General features: G+C 58.7%; 13 protein-coding genes. 8 read left to right on the forward strand and 5 right to left on the reverse strand.

Annotated features, from left to right (window positions below):
- Window position 1: 1 nt before the first annotated feature.
- Window positions 2–1,243 carry an ABC transporter substrate-binding protein gene (locus tag MGEO_RS11970; RefSeq protein ID WP_085637768.1) on the reverse strand — a complete coding sequence of 414 codons (1,242 nt, stop codon included), beginning with the start codon at window positions 1,241–1,243 and terminating at the stop codon, window positions 2–4.
- A gap of 225 nt (window positions 1,244–1,468) precedes the next feature.
- On the opposite strand from MGEO_RS11970, the gene MGEO_RS11975 reads away from it, so the two are divergent.
- From MGEO_RS11975 to MGEO_RS11995, 5 genes are all read left to right on the forward strand, one after another.
- Window positions 1,469–2,203, forward strand: coding sequence for a response regulator transcription factor (locus MGEO_RS11975; RefSeq protein WP_085637771.1), 735 nt, complete (start codon window positions 1,469–1,471; stop codon window positions 2,201–2,203).
- On the forward strand, window positions 2,203–3,630 hold the full coding sequence (locus tag MGEO_RS11980; protein WP_085637775.1) for a sensor histidine kinase: 1,428 nt from the start codon (window positions 2,203–2,205) through the stop codon (window positions 3,628–3,630). The genes MGEO_RS11975 and MGEO_RS11980 overlap by 1 nt, the downstream gene beginning before the upstream one ends.
- A gap of 437 nt (window positions 3,631–4,067) precedes the next feature.
- A complete protein-coding gene (dctP, locus tag MGEO_RS11985; RefSeq protein WP_085637778.1) occupies window positions 4,068–5,168 on the forward strand; it encodes a TRAP transporter substrate-binding protein DctP in 1,101 nt (366 codons plus the stop codon).
- Between the two features lie 85 nt (window positions 5,169–5,253).
- Window positions 5,254–6,567, forward strand: coding sequence for a TRAP transporter small permease subunit (locus MGEO_RS11990; protein WP_085637781.1), 1,314 nt, complete (start codon window positions 5,254–5,256; stop codon window positions 6,565–6,567).
- Between the two features lie 3 nt (window positions 6,568–6,570).
- Window positions 6,571–7,926 carry a TRAP transporter large permease gene (locus MGEO_RS11995; protein ID WP_085637784.1) on the forward strand — a complete coding sequence of 452 codons (1,356 nt, stop codon included), beginning with the start codon at window positions 6,571–6,573 and terminating at the stop codon, window positions 7,924–7,926.
- Between the two features lie 55 nt (window positions 7,927–7,981).
- Here MGEO_RS11995 and MGEO_RS12000 read toward each other — a convergent pair whose 3' ends face one another.
- Window positions 7,982–9,319: a serine hydrolase domain-containing protein gene (locus tag MGEO_RS12000; RefSeq protein WP_085637787.1), complete on the reverse strand. Its 1,338-nt coding sequence runs from the start codon at window positions 9,317–9,319 to the stop codon at window positions 7,982–7,984.
- A 332-nt stretch (window positions 9,320–9,651) separates the two neighbouring features.
- Here MGEO_RS12000 and MGEO_RS12005 point away from each other — a divergent pair, with 332 nt between their 5' ends.
- Both MGEO_RS12005 and MGEO_RS12010 read left to right on the forward strand, forming a co-directional pair.
- The gene (locus tag MGEO_RS12005; RefSeq protein WP_085637790.1) at window positions 9,652–10,137 is read left to right on the forward strand and encodes a hypothetical protein; all 486 of its coding nucleotides are present in this window, start codon (window positions 9,652–9,654) and stop codon (window positions 10,135–10,137) included.
- An 80-nt stretch (window positions 10,138–10,217) separates the two neighbouring features.
- The gene (locus MGEO_RS12010) at window positions 10,218–10,502 is read left to right on the forward strand and encodes a hypothetical protein (protein ID WP_085637793.1); all 285 of its coding nucleotides are present in this window, start codon (window positions 10,218–10,220) and stop codon (window positions 10,500–10,502) included.
- Between the two features lie 149 nt (window positions 10,503–10,651).
- Here MGEO_RS12010 and MGEO_RS12015 read toward each other — a convergent pair whose 3' ends face one another.
- Window positions 10,652–11,587 carry a Hint domain-containing protein gene (locus MGEO_RS12015; RefSeq protein WP_158091014.1) on the reverse strand — a complete coding sequence of 312 codons (936 nt, stop codon included), beginning with the start codon at window positions 11,585–11,587 and terminating at the stop codon, window positions 10,652–10,654.
- 473 nt (window positions 11,588–12,060) lie between these two features.
- Between MGEO_RS12015 and MGEO_RS12020 the strand changes: the two genes are divergently transcribed.
- The gene (locus MGEO_RS12020) at window positions 12,061–13,017 is read left to right on the forward strand and encodes a papain-like cysteine protease family protein (RefSeq protein ID WP_143746268.1); all 957 of its coding nucleotides are present in this window, start codon (window positions 12,061–12,063) and stop codon (window positions 13,015–13,017) included.
- A 400-nt stretch (window positions 13,018–13,417) separates the two neighbouring features.
- Here MGEO_RS12020 and MGEO_RS12025 read toward each other — a convergent pair whose 3' ends face one another.
- Together MGEO_RS12025 and MGEO_RS12030 are read right to left on the reverse strand one after the other, a co-directional pair.
- Window positions 13,418–14,059, reverse strand: coding sequence for a hypothetical protein (locus MGEO_RS12025; RefSeq protein ID WP_085637803.1), 642 nt, complete (start codon window positions 14,057–14,059; stop codon window positions 13,418–13,420).
- A gap of 99 nt (window positions 14,060–14,158) precedes the next feature.
- On the reverse strand, window positions 14,159–14,608 hold the full coding sequence (locus MGEO_RS12030; protein ID WP_085637807.1) for a DUF411 domain-containing protein: 450 nt from the start codon (window positions 14,606–14,608) through the stop codon (window positions 14,159–14,161).
- Window positions 14,609–14,792 lie beyond the last annotated feature (184 nt).

Below are 14,792 nucleotides of genomic sequence, written 5' to 3' on the forward strand. Positions count from 1 at the left end.
ATTACATGCTGTTGGCGACTGCGTCGGCCAGCATGTTCACGGCCTCATCCGAGGACATGTCAGAGTTGAAGTGTGCGGTCACAACGTCGGTGATCGCACCGGACTGCGCGCCGCGCAGCGCCATGCCGTGGGCATAGCTGGGCAGGAGCGAACCGTTGTCCGAGCTTTCGCTCATATCCTTGGCGGACAGGTGTGCACAGCTGTCGAACTCGTCGAGCGGAACGTCGATACGCGCCGGGATCGACCCTTTGTTCAGGTTGAACACCTTCTGGAAGTTCTGACCGACGATCAGCTCTGCCAGCAGGTCCTGCCCGGCTTTCTTGTCGTCGCCATCCACGTTGAACATGGCAAAGCTGTCCACGTTGTAGAGGAAGCCGTCACCCGGCACGGACGCGCAGAGGAAGTCTTCGCCCGGCACTTTGCCAGCCGCCATGAATTCGCCCTTGGCCCAGTCACCCATGATCTGGAACGCCGCTTCGCCGTTCATGACCATTGCAGTGGCAAGGTTCCAGTCACGACCCGAGAAGTTCTCGTCGACATAGCCGCGCATGGTGCGCATCTGGTCGAACACAGCCTTCATTTCGTCGGACTTCAGAGTGTCCATGTCGAGATCGACAAACGCCTTGCGGAAGCCGTCCGGCCCGAGGATGCCAAGCGCAACTGCTTCGAACACGGTTGCGTCCTGCCATGCCTGACCACCGTGGGCGAGCGGGATGACGCCAGCCGCCGCAAGCTTATCAGCCGCTGCGTTGAACTCGTCCCAGGTTGTCGGCATTTCAATGCCGTTTGCTTCCAGCACGTCGGCGTTTGCCCAGATCCAGTCCACGCGATGTACGTTGACCGGTGCCGCGCACCATGTGCCTTCGCACTTCATGTGACCTGCGATGGATGCCGGCAGCACGTCTGCCCAGCCCTGTGCTTCGGCAACAGCCGAGATGTCCGCCAGAACGCCCTCTTCGTACCATTCCTGGATTGCCGGGCCCTTGAGCTGAACCGCGGTTGGGGCGTTGCCCGAAAGCACGCGTGCGCGCAGCGCGGTCATTGCGGCGTCACCGCCACCACCTGCAACCGGCATGTCTGTCCAGGTGCCGCCTTTCGAGGCAAACTCTTCCTGCAACACGGCAACCGACTTCGCTTCACCGCCGGATGTCCACCAGTGCAGAACCTCGGCCTGAGGTTCAGCATGGACTGCGGATGCGATCAGAGCGGTGGCGGAGACAGCGCCGAAAAATACGGATTTCATGTGTGTAGTCCTCCCAAAATCTGTGCCAGTCACGGCATCAGGTATCTATTATTGGCGAATGACGGGGCAGCCTTGCAATTGCGACATGGCGGGTTTTCCTCCAGCGGATGCAGATAATTCGCCTTCCCGTTACACACTGTTACACTGCGGATGAATTTGTTGCCTGTTGTTACATAACGGGTATCGGAATCGGGTCGCAGGGACCCGAGGTAAGGAGACCGAAAGGTGGCGATTCCAAGAATTCTGGTGGTCGATGACGACCCCGAGATGCGCCATATGATGAGCCAGTATCTGCGTCAGAACGGATGTATCGCACTGCCAGCCGCAACCGAGGCCGAGGTCCATCATCACCTTGAAGGCGGTCGGATCGACCTTGTCTTGCTCGACGTCATGCTGGGCGATGAAAGCGGACTGGAGATCTGCAAAGGCCTGCGGCGCGACCACGACGTGCCCATCATCATGGTGTCGGCCCTTTCGGCCGATCACCAGCGGATGGCCGGCTACGAAACCGGCGCGGATGATTATGTCGCCAAACCCTTCAACCCCGAGCTTCTGCTGGCCCGGGTGCGGGCCGTATTGTCACGCGCGCGCAGATCGTCCTCGTTGATCTACCGCCGTCGCATCCAGACCTTTACCTTTTATGGCTGGGTCTATGATGGCAAACAGGACGAGGTTCGGTCGCCAGACGGGTATCAGGTGACACTTTCTCGGCGCGAAACCGCGCTGCTCAAAGTGCTCCTCGCCAATCCTCACATACCGCTCACTCGTCAGGAAATTGCGACCGCTCTTGACGTTACAGGAGATCAGGATCAGCCGGAGTCGACGGGACGCGCGATAGATGTGCTGGTCGGGCGGCTCCGCTCAAAGATCGAGGCCGACCCGAAATCTCCGGAAATGATCCGGACGGAACGCGGTATCGGCTATGTCTTCGCTGTCGATGTTCGGGCCGAGGAAGGCTGATGGCGCGGCCTTTCCGGCTTTGGACCTTGGCGGTGTTCTGGGTGGTCGCTGCCCTGGCCACGGGGATACTGAGCGCCACACTGTGGTTCAAATCCTCACTTGCGTGGTCAGACCATCTGACATCCGCACAGAACGCGGGCCTGCTGACCTTCGAGGCCCTGCGGACCGGACGCGACATGGTTCCCGGTGTAAAGATCTCGCTTCTGTCGGACACCGACGCTGCTTTGGCCGAAGCCGGAAAATTCGAGCGCATCACGGGAGCGCCGCAACCGGCGTATGTCACGGTTCTGTCCTTGCAGGGGGCCGACAGCGGCCTTCGGATCGGCGCGGTGTCAGATGTTCTTCAGTATCCCGTTGCCGACATTCAGGCGACTCAAGCGCCCTCGGCGTCTACCCAGCTGTCTGCGCTGACGCGGCTTTTCGCGACCTACTGCAGCGATCCGGTCCTGATCGCCCGCTATGACGATGGACCGTGGCAGCGGGTAGATGGAAACGAAATCTGGGGCTGCGACGCCGCACCCCGCGACTTGCGGCTCCTGTCCGTTCTACTTGCGCTGGTCGCAGCGGGAGCGCTCGTCACACATATCGGCAACACCACTCAGGCCTTTGAAGCCTTCGCGCAGGCCTTCCGCAATCGCCGGTTTGGCGGCCCGGACAGCTACGAAGCGACGGGCCCATCCGAATTGCAGGATATCGTATCTTCTCTGAACAGTTTTCTCGAAGCAGAACGGCAGCAGCTCGCGAACCGGGCGGCCGTGCTGTCCAGCGTAAGCCACGATCTCGGGACACCGGCAACACGCCTGAGGCTTCGGACTGCGCTGATACAAGACGAGACATTGCGCAAGAAACTCGATGGCGACATCGATTCCATGACCGGCATCATCGAGAGTGCGCTGACCTACACACGAACCGAAATGAACGCGGAAGCCCCGAGAAAGCTGTCGCTCAACTCTCTGGTCGAAACGATCGTGTCCGATTACCAGGATGTCGGCGAAGCGGTGACCTTCAGCCCACCGAAAGACGTTGTGATTCAGGGAGGACGGTCCCTTTTCATGTCGCGTCAGGGGCACAGCGTACTCGCAGCCGGACGACAGGTGATCATCAGCGGGCGCCCGGTTGCGCTTGAGCGGGCCATCACCAATCTGATCGACAATGCGTTGAAATACGGGCGCAGCGCGACTGTCTCCATTGAATCCGACGCCGAAACCGCAACGGTGATCGTCGAGGACGAAGGGTCGGAAACGTCGGCCGAGTCCGTCGAAGCCCTGATCGGACCGTTCCGGCGCGGAGAAAACACGAGTTATATCAACGGACACGGGCTTGGCCTGTCCATCGTTTCGACGATTGCCGCCCTGCACAATGGCGGTCTGAGTTTCAAGGACACGACTAACGGGCTCAGTGCGCGCCTGACCGTGCGCCGTGGGTGAGGCTGCTTCCCATTGAGGAAACCGCTCTCTTCAAAGCACCCGAACCGCCCACAATGGCAGACCCCTGGATACGGCGCAGGTGCAGGCCACCGAGATCGAAATCCCCTGCCCGGCCCGGTCCGCCGACGGGGGTCGGTTTGGCGCAGCGTCCGCCCCAAGGAATCACGCACGGCATCCCTGTGCTCGCACCTGTGCTCCAGACCTCACGGCAAGCACCGGACCACGAGAGTTTTGATGCTTTTTCTCACTTATTGAGATATCCTTGACCCCAAGAAAATATAGCATTTTTCGAAGGTCAGGGCGTACGACGGCGCCGTTTCCGCGCCAAACAGGCAATATCGGAAAGAAAGTCTTACCAATTCCGACCGTTCGTACTAAGATAGCGGTGGGTGGGCCGTGTTCACAGCACGGATACCTACAAGTTATGGGAGGACTACATGACCAACAGACTTACCTCGCGGCGCGGTGCGCTGCGTGCCATTGCGGGTGCCGGTGCAGCAACCCTTGCGGCGCCCCATATCGCGGGTGCTCAGGCCAACGGAACGACCTGGAAAATCCAGACCAGCTGGCCGGGCGGTGCGGGCCTTCAGATCTTCAAGGACTGGTGCGCGACCATCCAGGAGAAGACAGGTGGTGAACTGGCGTTCCAGCCCTTTGGCGCAAACGACGTCGTGGGTGATTTCCAGCTGTATGACGCGGTGAAGAACGGCGTTCTCGAAGCGGTGAACCCGTTCACGATCTACGCACAGGGCATCATTCCGGCGGCAACGTTCCTGACGTCCATTCCGCTGGGTCTGCGTAACCCGCACGAATTTGACGTGTTCTACTACGGCCTGGGTGGCATCGACATCGCCCGCGAGCTGTATGCGGCACAGGGCCTGCACTTCGTTGGCCCGGTACACCACGGTCCGAACATCATCCACTCGAAGGTTCCGATCCGCTCGATCGACGATTTCGCAGGCCGCAAGATGCGTCTGCCGGGCGGCATGGTGGCCGAAGTCTTCACCCAGATCGGCGCGGAAACCACCGTTCTGCCGGGCTCGGAAATCTTCCCGGCTCTGGAGAAGGGCACCATCGACGTGGCCGACTACGTGGGTCCGGCGGTGAACTACGCGCTCGGCTTCAGCCAGGTCACCGACTACATCGTGATGGGCCCTCCGGGCTTCATGTCGCTCTACCAGCCGGTGGACATCATGGACATCACCGTGGGTCAGGCCGCCTGGGACGCGCTGTCGCCGCAGATGAAGCAGTTCGTCGAGATGGAAACCCATGTCTACTCCGACATGCACCACGCCGCGATCCAGAAGGCGGACCAGGACGCATGGGCCAAGTTCGAGGCCGATGGCACCGAGGTCACACGCCTGACGCAGGACGACGTCGAACTGATGACAGAAGTCGCCGTTCCGATCTGGTTCGACTACGCGAACCGCGACCCGAACGCGGCGCGCGTGTTCAAGATCCAGCTCGATTACATGATGTCCGGCTCGCTGGGTTATGTGGATCCGGCTCTGACCGAAGGTCTCGAGCTCAAGCTCTGATCCTTCGACAGGTCAATTTCATGCCGCCCGGCGCCATGCGTGCCGGGCGGTTGCCTTACAATGCCAATCAAACGAGGACCGCACAATGCCGGGTCTCAGCTTTACGCTGCCGCATTGGCTGTACTGGGTGGGTCTGATTGTTTTCCCCATCATTGCGATGGTGCTCTCACGCCGTCCAAAGCCAGCCGAAAAACGCTACACCCTGCCGCTTGCCTATATGATCGCCGTCACCGGTGGCATCCTTGGGCTGCATCGCTTCTACCTGAAGAACATGCTGGGATTGGTCTACATTCCGATCTTCCTGTTCATCCTCTACGCGAACGGCCAGACACAGGACGCGCGGTCGGTTCTGTCTGACTACGAAAACCAGATCAGAGTTGCTGAGCGCACGCTGGACCGCGAGGTCGGGCGCGTCGAGGAGGCAAAGGCCGATCTGCAAGAGCTTCAGGCGGCGGTCGATGCCGAGGAAGAGGGCTCTTTTGCGCGTCGCAGCGCAGAACGCCGACTGACGCGCGCAGAAGACACGATTGCCAAAGGTGAGGAACGTCTTGCCGAAGCACGCGAAACGGTCGACAGCATCACGCCGCTGCGCGATGATGCATCGGCGCAGCGCAGCTTCTGGGACAATGCTGCGGGCTATGCCTTCTACCTGATCCTTGCCTTCCTCATCATTGACCTCGTCCTGCTTCCGGGCATGGTGCGGCGCGCCAATGCGGCGTTGCCACCACATGAAGAACTGTCGGAGGCGGAAAAGGCGCTGCTGGCCGCAGAGGCCGAGGAAGGCCCGAAACACGACCGCGACTATGCCGAAAACTGGATCGACAGGCTTTCGCTCTTCTGCGGGGAATTCGTGGCCTACTGGGCCGTGATTGCCGTGTTCGTGTACTACTACGAAGTGCTGGCGCGGTACGTCTTCGGCTCTCCGACGAACTGGGCGCATGAAGCCATGTACCTGATGTTCGGCATGCAATACCTGATCGCAGGGGCTTACGCGATGCTGACGGAAAGCCACGTGCGCGTCGATATCTTCTACGCTCCTCTTTCCAAGCCGAAAAAGGCGTGGGTCGATCTTGTGACTTCGATCTTCTTCTTCATCTTCGCAGGCACCCTGCTGGTGACCTCGTGGATCTTTGCGATGGACGCCATCGCAGTGCCGTCGGGCAACTCGGTCCTGTCGGATTGGGCGCGCGGTCAGATCGGGTTCGGTGAGATGATCGCAGGCTTCGGACTGAACCAGTGGACCGATCCGAATATCCGCTGGGGCGAAATCAGCTTCAATGAATGGGAAGTGCCACTTTGGCCAATGAAATGGGTGATGGTGATGGGCGGCGTGCTGCTTGTCTTGCAGGGGATTTCCAAGATGTCGAAGGACATCCGCGAAATCGCACGGGGGAACTGAGGCATGGGTATCGAGATTGAAATCGGTTGGCTCACGCTGATCATGTTCGGCAGCCTTCTGGCGCTGCTGATGGCGGGTCTTCCGCTGGCTTTCGTGACCGGTGGTCTGGCCTGCGTGTTCCTGTTCATCCTGGGCGACGCCCGTGCGCTGAACATCGTGCCAAGCCGCATTTTCCCGCTGATGACGAACTATCAGCTTTCGGCCATCCCGCTCTTCATCTTCATGGCGGCGATGCTCGAGAGGGCGGGGATCATCAACGATATGTTCGACGTGATCTACAAGGTCATGGGCGGACTCAAGGGTGGTCTGGCTGCGGCGACGATCATCGCCTCGACGATCCTTGCCGCGATGGTCGGCGTGATCGGTGCGGCCGTCGTGACCATGGGCATCATTGCCCTGCCGGCGATGCTCAAGCGCCAGTACGATCCCAAGATCGCCATGGGTTCGATCATGGCGGGCGGTACGCTGGGCATCCTGATCCCACCGTCGATCCTGGCGATCATCTATGCGGTTGTGGCGGAACAGTCCGTGGGTGAACTGTTCATCGGCGCGGTCATTCCGGGCCTGCTGCTGTCGGGCATGTACATCCTCTATGTGGTGGTCCGGTCCTACATCAATCCGGCGCTTGGTCCGGCGATCCCCGTGGAAGAGCGCGTCAGCAACGCCGAAAAGGTCCGCCTGATCGGCAAGATGGCTGCCCCGATCACGCTGGTCGTCGTGGTGCTTGGCATCATCTTCTCGGGCGTGGCAACACCCGTGGAAGCGGCCGGCATCGGCACCTTCGGCGCGTTCATCGTGGCGGCGATCCATCGCAAGCTGGACTGGCCCACGGTGCGGGAGGCCTGCACCACCACGCTCAAGGCGAGCGCGATGGTCATCTGGATCATGTTCGGTGCAACGATCTTTGTCGGGCTCTACGTGCTTGAAGGCGGTCAGCAGTTCGTACAGGACGCGCTTGCGGCGACAGGTCTGGGTCCGTGGGGCATCCTGATCCTGATGCAGATCCTTCTCGTGATCCTGGGCATGTTCCTCGACTGGGTGGGTATCCTGCTGCTCTGCGTTCCGATCTTCGTGCCGATCATCAAGGCACTGGGCGCAGCGGCCTTCGGCCTCGACAGCCCGGAAGATCTCGTTCTGTGGTTCGGGGTGCTCTACCTCGTGAACATGCAGATGAGCTTTCTCTCGCCGCCCTTTGGCTACGCACTTTTCTATCTGCGTGGCGTGGCCCCGGCAGAGATCCCGATGAGCGACATCTTCAAATCGGCGCTGCCGTTCCTGTTCCTGCAGATCGTGGGACTGGTGCTGTGTATGGTCTTCCCACAGATCATAACGTGGCTACCAAGGCTGGTTTACGGATGACCAAAGAAAAAGCCCCGCTCAGGCGGGGTTTTTTTTACCAGTTGGTAAAATCGGTTCAGCGCTCCATCAGGAACTCCGCAACAGCCTGGTAAGCCGGCAGGGAGGTCGGATCAATGAACCCGTTCTGTGCCTGAGGGAACGAGGCGAGGCGTACCAGCACCATTTCGGCGGTCGGGTCGACATAGATCGTCTGTCCATGCACCCCGCGCGCAGCGTAAGCGCCATGGTCATTGTGGAAGACCCACCACTGGCTGGTGTAGCTGCCGTTGGGGATGGTTGCGAAGCCACCGAATTTGGATTGGTCGCCGCCTGCAGCGATGGTCTCGACCACTTCCGCAGGGAAGAGACGTTCGCCGTTGATCTCACCGCCGTTGAGCATCAGCTGCCCCAGACGAGCCAGATCGCGCAGCCCGGCTGTCACGCCACCGCCCGCAAAGGGCACGCCCTTGCCATCGACGGTCTGATAAGCGTCCATCTCGGCCCCCATGCGCCGCCAGAGGCGCTCGGACGCGAGGTCTGTCACCGCCTTGCCGGTCACACGGCTGATCATCCAGCCCAGCATATCTGAGTTGATGGTCTTGTAGTGGAACGCATCGCCGTGATTGCCGTCGGGTTTGACCTGCTGGAGGTATTCCCAATAGCCATCCGGCCCTTCATAGTCTTCGGGCTTGGGCAGCGGGCTGGCGGCGCGGGAATAGACCCAGATGTCGGCGTTGGGGTCAGAGTAGTTCTCCGAATACTGCACGCCGGTCGTCATATCCATCACCTGCCGTACGGTTGCGGTGGCAAAGGCGCTGTCGCCGATCTCGGGGATCACGTCGCGCACCAGAAGCGTGTCGTCGAGCACGCCTTCGGCGACAAGGATTTCGCCCAGAAGGCCCGTAATCGACTTGGTCATCGACATGATCGCGTGTTTGCCGTCTTCCTCGAGGCACCCGAAGTACCGCTCGTAGACCACCTCACCCTTGTGCATGATCAACATGCCGTCGGTGTAGTTGGCGTAGAGCGATTGCTCCCATGTCATCGGCGTGTCGCCATTCATCGGCATGAAGGTCAGGGCATCGATCTGGCGGGCCAGATTCGCGAATTCAGCCGGTGTCGGATAGTCGAGTGGTACCGGTGCCCCGACACCCCGGCTGATTTCCTCGGTCGGAAGAAACTCGCGCAGGTGGCACACCGACCAACGCAGCTTTGGGAAGCTGAAGTAGTTCGAATCCGGCTGGGTGATCAGCTTGTCCGCAGGCGGCGGGAAGCCCTGCATCCACCCCATGACATTCGGATCGGATTCCTGCGCAGAGAGCGGCGCGCTTTGCGCTGAGGCAACCGTCGCAGCGCCGACCGCAACAGCTGCACCAAGTGCCAATCCGGTTAGACCGTTTCTAGAAAAGATCATTCAATGAGACTCCTGTCCTGTTGAGATGCCGCATCGCATGTGTAGCCCTTCCGTGAAAACCCTGGTCGGGCACGTCCGTGAAAGACCGAAGCGATGTCGTTATTTTTTCGGTTGGTGTGTTGGCGCAGGGCAAAGCATCCCTGTCTCGCCGGGGAACGGTCCTGCAGACCGATAGTTCTGTATAAAGCGCACTGGTTACCGGCAAACCACGGTGAAATTCGCACGGCGACACCCGAAAAATTCTACGGTAATAAGAGGTAGCAGGCATTGCTTGACGGTCAACCGTGGCTGCGCCCAAATTGGGGAATCCTCAGCTTCAACACAGAAGACACATGCCGAAACGCGCCCACAACCAGTTCATCGAACGTAATTTCAGCTCCATCTGGCCAGTTCACCTGTCCGGCTTTACACGGTTGCTGACTCAGCTTCGTCTGCATTTCGACAACGATCTGGATCTGCTGCTGATCATGGCTGCAATCGGAGAGCGCACGCGTCCGGAAAGCTGGAAAGACGAGCTTCAGTCTCTCAGCGTTTTGACCGACCCGTCAGAGTCCGAGCACCTTCAGGACCCGATCAATACGCAGTCAGTGTCGGAATTCACCGGCATCCCGCGCGAAACGGTCCGGCGCAAGCTAATGATCCTTCAGGAGAAAGGCTGGGTCCTCCGGGACAGCGATGGTCGCTTGTCCGTCTCGTCCGTTGCCGGGGCCAAACTCAAGGATGCGACGGGAGAAACAATGTCCTACCTGTCTGCCCTTTTGACGGCCTTTGCCGACGCGGGCGGATGGAAAGCGCCTGGTATCAGGTCACCGGAATAGCGCCAAAGCGGTCACACTTCCAAACAGCTTCACCGCAACCTGCATTGACCGTTGGTCAATTTACCCACTATCGTCACGCAATGAATGATTTTGCCCCAAAAGTGGTCGTCTCAGGCAAGAGCCTGACCCTTGTTCTTGAGGGCTATCGCTTCAGTATTCAGATCCACAGGATAGAAACCGAGACCGAGTGGACGCTTGAGGTGATTGCACCGGGTGGCCACAGCACGGTCTGGTTGGAGTCATTCGAAACCGCCAGAGATGCCCGCGACACCGCACTCAGCGCCCTGGAAGACATGGGCCCGCAAGCATTCCTCAGAACCTCCGACCCGGACCAGCCGGAGACCGGCGCGCTCTCTGCCGGATAAGCGCCGAGCAACACATCAGGAACGCACCCGGTTGCCGCGAGGCGCGTCGGGCAGGTGTTTGGCGGACTCAATTACAATCTGACTTCTGAACACACGTGACACCCGAGCAGGACTGACAACCAGACTGCGATCCTGTTTGCGACCTGGGTTCAAGCCCGGTCCCGGAGAAGCCGGGCTTCTCTTTTGGACAGACTGTAGCGCGCTGACTGTCCATAGCTTGCAGGATCGTACGCAAGCTCGGGAAAGATTGCGAAGAGTTCATCAAGCACATCTTCATCGAGCGCATCCAGGCTTGGCTGTCCGGGATGGAAGCTCTCCGCCAGCACGCCGTTTGCGGTGACGATTTCATGCTGGTCAAACAGGAAGTGCCAGTGTTCCACCTCTGCGCAGGGCGATTGGAAAATCATATCTCCGTTCGCCAGGTGCTTTGCAGCCACCAGAACGTCATCCTGCTCGAAATAGAGCTGAGCGCGCCAGTCCGAGACAAGCACCCGGTGTTGCGGTGACACCGCAAGACGCCCGTGATCGCCCAAAGCGTTCTTCGAGATGACGATTGGTGCCAGCTTTCCGCACCCCGAGACTGTCCTTCCGCAGATCCAACGGATGGGTTGCAGACCATGATCAAGGGTCCTGACCAAATCCCCCACCCGAAGCGACTGGACCGGACGAACGCCAGCGGCGGTTTCAATCCAGGTCCCACGCGCGAAACAGACGAAGAAATCGCTGTAGACCGGACTCACGTCGAAGGTTCCGTTATTGCTGAAATTAACGGAAATATCCTCGTCCAGGATTGTATAGGTCACCCCGGGAACCAACCCGCCCCCGCCGGGGTTTGACGGGTCTTCCATGACGACGAAATAACCGTCGCTGGTAATGGTCTGATTGCTGCCTTGCTGGCTTGCCCCGGTATTCACCCATACCAGGGTGAAAACATTGGTCCCATCGGTGACCTGATACCCGAGTTCGTATTCATGGAGCGCGTTGTTGTAGGTGACACCATCGACGGTTCCGGAAACAAGCTGATCACTGTCTACAGGGTTGAAATCATCCGGGGTGTCGTCGGTCCCGCCGTCAGTCACCGTCACGATATCTGCTGTCGCGGATAAGGAGACAGTAAAGCTTGAGCCAATCCCCAAAGACGCAGGATTGCCCAGATCAGATAAGCTCCATGCCTGCATGTTATAACTTGGCACGGCAGTGAAGTCCTGTGTTGCGGCGCCTCGTACATACGCCATTGCCACATACTCACGGCATCAGAGCCTGACCGAAAAACGTGCACCTGAGAGGGCCGAAATGCGTCGATTTTGGTTCAAAAATCAGGGTTTTCGACATTCGTTTCTATGAAACGGAAACGTGCAGGCTCGTTGGAAGGCGGCAGGCGAAGAGCCCTCGCCCAAGGCAAACTGATCCAACACACGCATCAACTGGCCAAGGTGCCATGTGAGGAAGAAACTGCTGGGGTGGCTTGCTTTCCCGGGCGACAGCTGAACTGGATCGGTTTCTTGCGGAGCCGAGCCGGGTTTCAGGCCTGCACCGGTCCGTCTCAGGGAGAAAGAAATTGCCCGATCCGCCCGCGAGGCGTACCATCACCGCAATTTTAAGCGGTAATGCGTTGTTTGCCGACCTCAACTTTTCTTCACAGCTTTCCGAAAAAAGTTTTCTTGCGATGGCTTTATCGTCTCCGAGGTTCCGTTGGAATTCGCGCCTGCAGCAGGCCGAAAAAAACAACCCCGCACTGCGACGGCCCGAAAGTGGTCTTGCCGTGCGTCTCATTCAAAAAGCAATGATCGACTTGGGCATCGACCCAATGACAAATTCGATCAAAAGGCACGGCACCGTTGATGGCGTGTTTGGCAACGAGACCGTCCAGGCGGTCAAAAAGTATCAACGGAGCAAACATCTTGGTGATGACGGTGTGGTCGGAAAAAACACGATGGGCGCGCTCGATGTCGATTTGCCGAATGGGACGGACAGCCTGCCGCCATTGCCCAGTGACAGGGAGACGACGGGTTATGTCGTCCCGGGTGCGATATCCATCTTCGATCAGGTTGCCGGAAGGCATCCTATGGGATGTTGGGCATACAGTTACACCATGATGCTTTCCTGGAAGCGACAGGAAAGCCTGGCACCGAACGACGCGATGGCTGACCTCGGTGATCCGTGGCTGACACGATACAACACCAATGCCGGCCTATCCTGGGGCGCGACGGCCCAGTTCTACCGAGTTGTGGGAATGCAATACGAACCGATGCAATCTTACCCTTTGACGGAATGGTCTGACCTGTTGCGCGCCTATGGGCCGCTTACGATACATGGTGTCAACAATTCCCTGTCCGGAGGACATGTGCGCATCCTTTATGGTGTGACCGGCGACGGGACCATGCAAAGAACATACATGCTGATCATTGATCCGTGGAATGGCCGAAGCTACCAGGAACCTTACGAGAAATTCCTCGCCAAGTACGAAGGCGGAGGCGCTCAGGCCGCGCGCACCGCACAGATCGCTCACTGGTAGCCCCTGCAGCGGCACAAGCAAGGCTTTCTGCTCTTCTAATCACTTCAGCCTATTCCCCCGCAAAACGTCGATTGACCCACTCTGATGGGGCATCAAACGGGGGCATTTCCGAGCCGTCGGTTGAGACCGTCGCGAAGGTGTGTCTTCTGATCTTGGAGAAGTGGGAACTGGCTGTGCTGCCAGCCTTGAGCCATCCAGTCTCGGCCGGAAATTCCCTGATAACAGGGAAAATACAGGGAAAACTATTGATTTTTGGCCGTTTTCGGCGTCTTGGCGCTCCAAGGCCCTCAAGAAAACAGTGAGTTACGCGGAAATTCCCTACGGCGGTTAACAGGGAAATTTTCCTTGCCCATCAGCGAAATTCTGAGAGCTTGCAGGGAAGAAATTGTAGGCCTTTGAACTAGCTCTGCAAACGAATGAAGGCACCTGCCAGAATGGTCAGGCAGACGGCACCGGCGGCAAATATCAGCAACGCGATTGCAATCGGTCCCAACGAACCGGGGAAGAGGCGAACGACTGGCTCAAAGCGTGGCGAAAGTTTGATTGCTGAAACATAGAGTGGGATAGCGCTTACCAGCGTCGCATAGAGGTAGACCCCGGAAATATTCTCGAAGAGCGCGGAGCGCGCCAGAGTCGGTGCGACGACCTGTAAGGCGGTTAATCGGCTGCCACCGAAAGACCCGAACCAGTCGGCGGAAACGACATAAATCAAGGCATGAAGGGCAAAGAAGAGGATGAATCTGGCGACAAAGTCGGCAGCGATGTAGGCAGCCGGATCGCGGTCCTTTGCTTGTCTTTGGCGTGAAAGCGCAAAGAGAAAGAAACCGACATAGTTGACGACGAAGACCACCGGCAGGCCGTTAGTCAGAACCTGTCTGAGGAAACGCCTTAGCGGTGGACCTCCTTCGGCCAAGGCGGATGCGAACCCTGGTGTAAGCAGAACGTAGATTGCCAAAACCGGTATCAGTCCAGCGAGACTGAATAACAAAACATTCCTGAGGAACCGCCTCCCGGCCATATCGGTTGAAAAGTACTGTTCCATGTGCCGCTTGTGGTCCCCACGGGCGACATTCCTCCCGATCTAACATGATTTCCCGAACGGAAAGAGCACTCCGCCCAAGGCTCCCAGGAGAATTATGCCCTACGAATGGCTTTCAAAGACTGCAGTGGAACCGTTGCGAAGGACAAGGAGTGTATTGTAGGCGTCGTGCTGGTTGCCCATTTCCATACCGGGCGATCCGATAGGCATGCCCGGCACGGTAAGTCCAAGCGCGTCGGGACGCTCAGATAGTAGCCGCTGGATGTCTCCCGCCGGTACGTGACCTTCGACGAAGTATCCATCGATAAAGGCTGTGTGACACGAGCTCAGCTCCGGCGTTACACCCGCGCGATCTTTCAGAGACCAAAGAGTTTCCTGCTCCACGTCACGGGCGTCCACCGTGAAACCTGCGCGGACCATGTGCTCGACCCAAGCCGAGCAGCAGCCGCAGGTCGGCGCCTTGAAGACCTCGATCTGATTTGGCGTCGCCAGTGCCGGACGGACCAAAAAGGCAGCGCCAAGGCTGGTGATGATGAAGTTTCTGCGGTTCATTCCGTATCTCCCTGTTGGGTCAGGGCCGTTATGTTAAATCGGACCTGCCTTGGCCTCGAATGTAAAAAATCGAAAGGCAGCGCCCCGTCAGGATTTGGCAATTAGACAGTTTAGCCAACGCTCATTACTCCGATCCGGGCGCTGATCGCTGGTGGTCCAGACATCGGCCATCCTAGGGTCAGGA

The organism is Marivita geojedonensis, assembly GCF_002115805.1.
GTDB classification, from domain to species: Bacteria; Pseudomonadota; Alphaproteobacteria; order Rhodobacterales; family Rhodobacteraceae; genus Marivita; species Marivita geojedonensis.

Bases quoted from the DNA above. Each gene is read 5' to 3' on its own strand.
- MGEO_RS11970 (WP_085637768.1), bottom strand. From the start codon at position 1,243: ATGAAATCCGTATTTTTCGGCGCTGTCTCCGCCACCGCTCTGATCGCA.
- MGEO_RS11980 (WP_085637775.1), top strand. From the start codon at position 2,203: ATGGCGCGGCCTTTCCGGCTTTGGACCTTGGCGGTGTTCTGGGTGGTC.
- dctP (WP_085637778.1), top strand. From the start codon at position 4,068: ATGACCAACAGACTTACCTCGCGGCGCGGTGCGCTGCGTGCCATTGCG.
- MGEO_RS11990 (WP_085637781.1), top strand. From the start codon at position 5,254: ATGCCGGGTCTCAGCTTTACGCTGCCGCATTGGCTGTACTGGGTGGGT.
- MGEO_RS11995 (WP_085637784.1), top strand. From the start codon at position 6,571: ATGGGTATCGAGATTGAAATCGGTTGGCTCACGCTGATCATGTTCGGC.
- MGEO_RS12000 (WP_085637787.1), bottom strand. From the start codon at position 9,319: ATGATCTTTTCTAGAAACGGTCTAACCGGATTGGCACTTGGTGCAGCT.
- MGEO_RS12005 (WP_085637790.1), top strand. From the start codon at position 9,652: ATGCCGAAACGCGCCCACAACCAGTTCATCGAACGTAATTTCAGCTCC.
- MGEO_RS12010 (WP_085637793.1), top strand. From the start codon at position 10,218: ATGAATGATTTTGCCCCAAAAGTGGTCGTCTCAGGCAAGAGCCTGACC.
- MGEO_RS12025 (WP_085637803.1), bottom strand. From the start codon at position 14,059: ATGGAACAGTACTTTTCAACCGATATGGCCGGGAGGCGGTTCCTCAGG.
- MGEO_RS12030 (WP_085637807.1), bottom strand. From the start codon at position 14,608: ATGAACCGCAGAAACTTCATCATCACCAGCCTTGGCGCTGCCTTTTTG.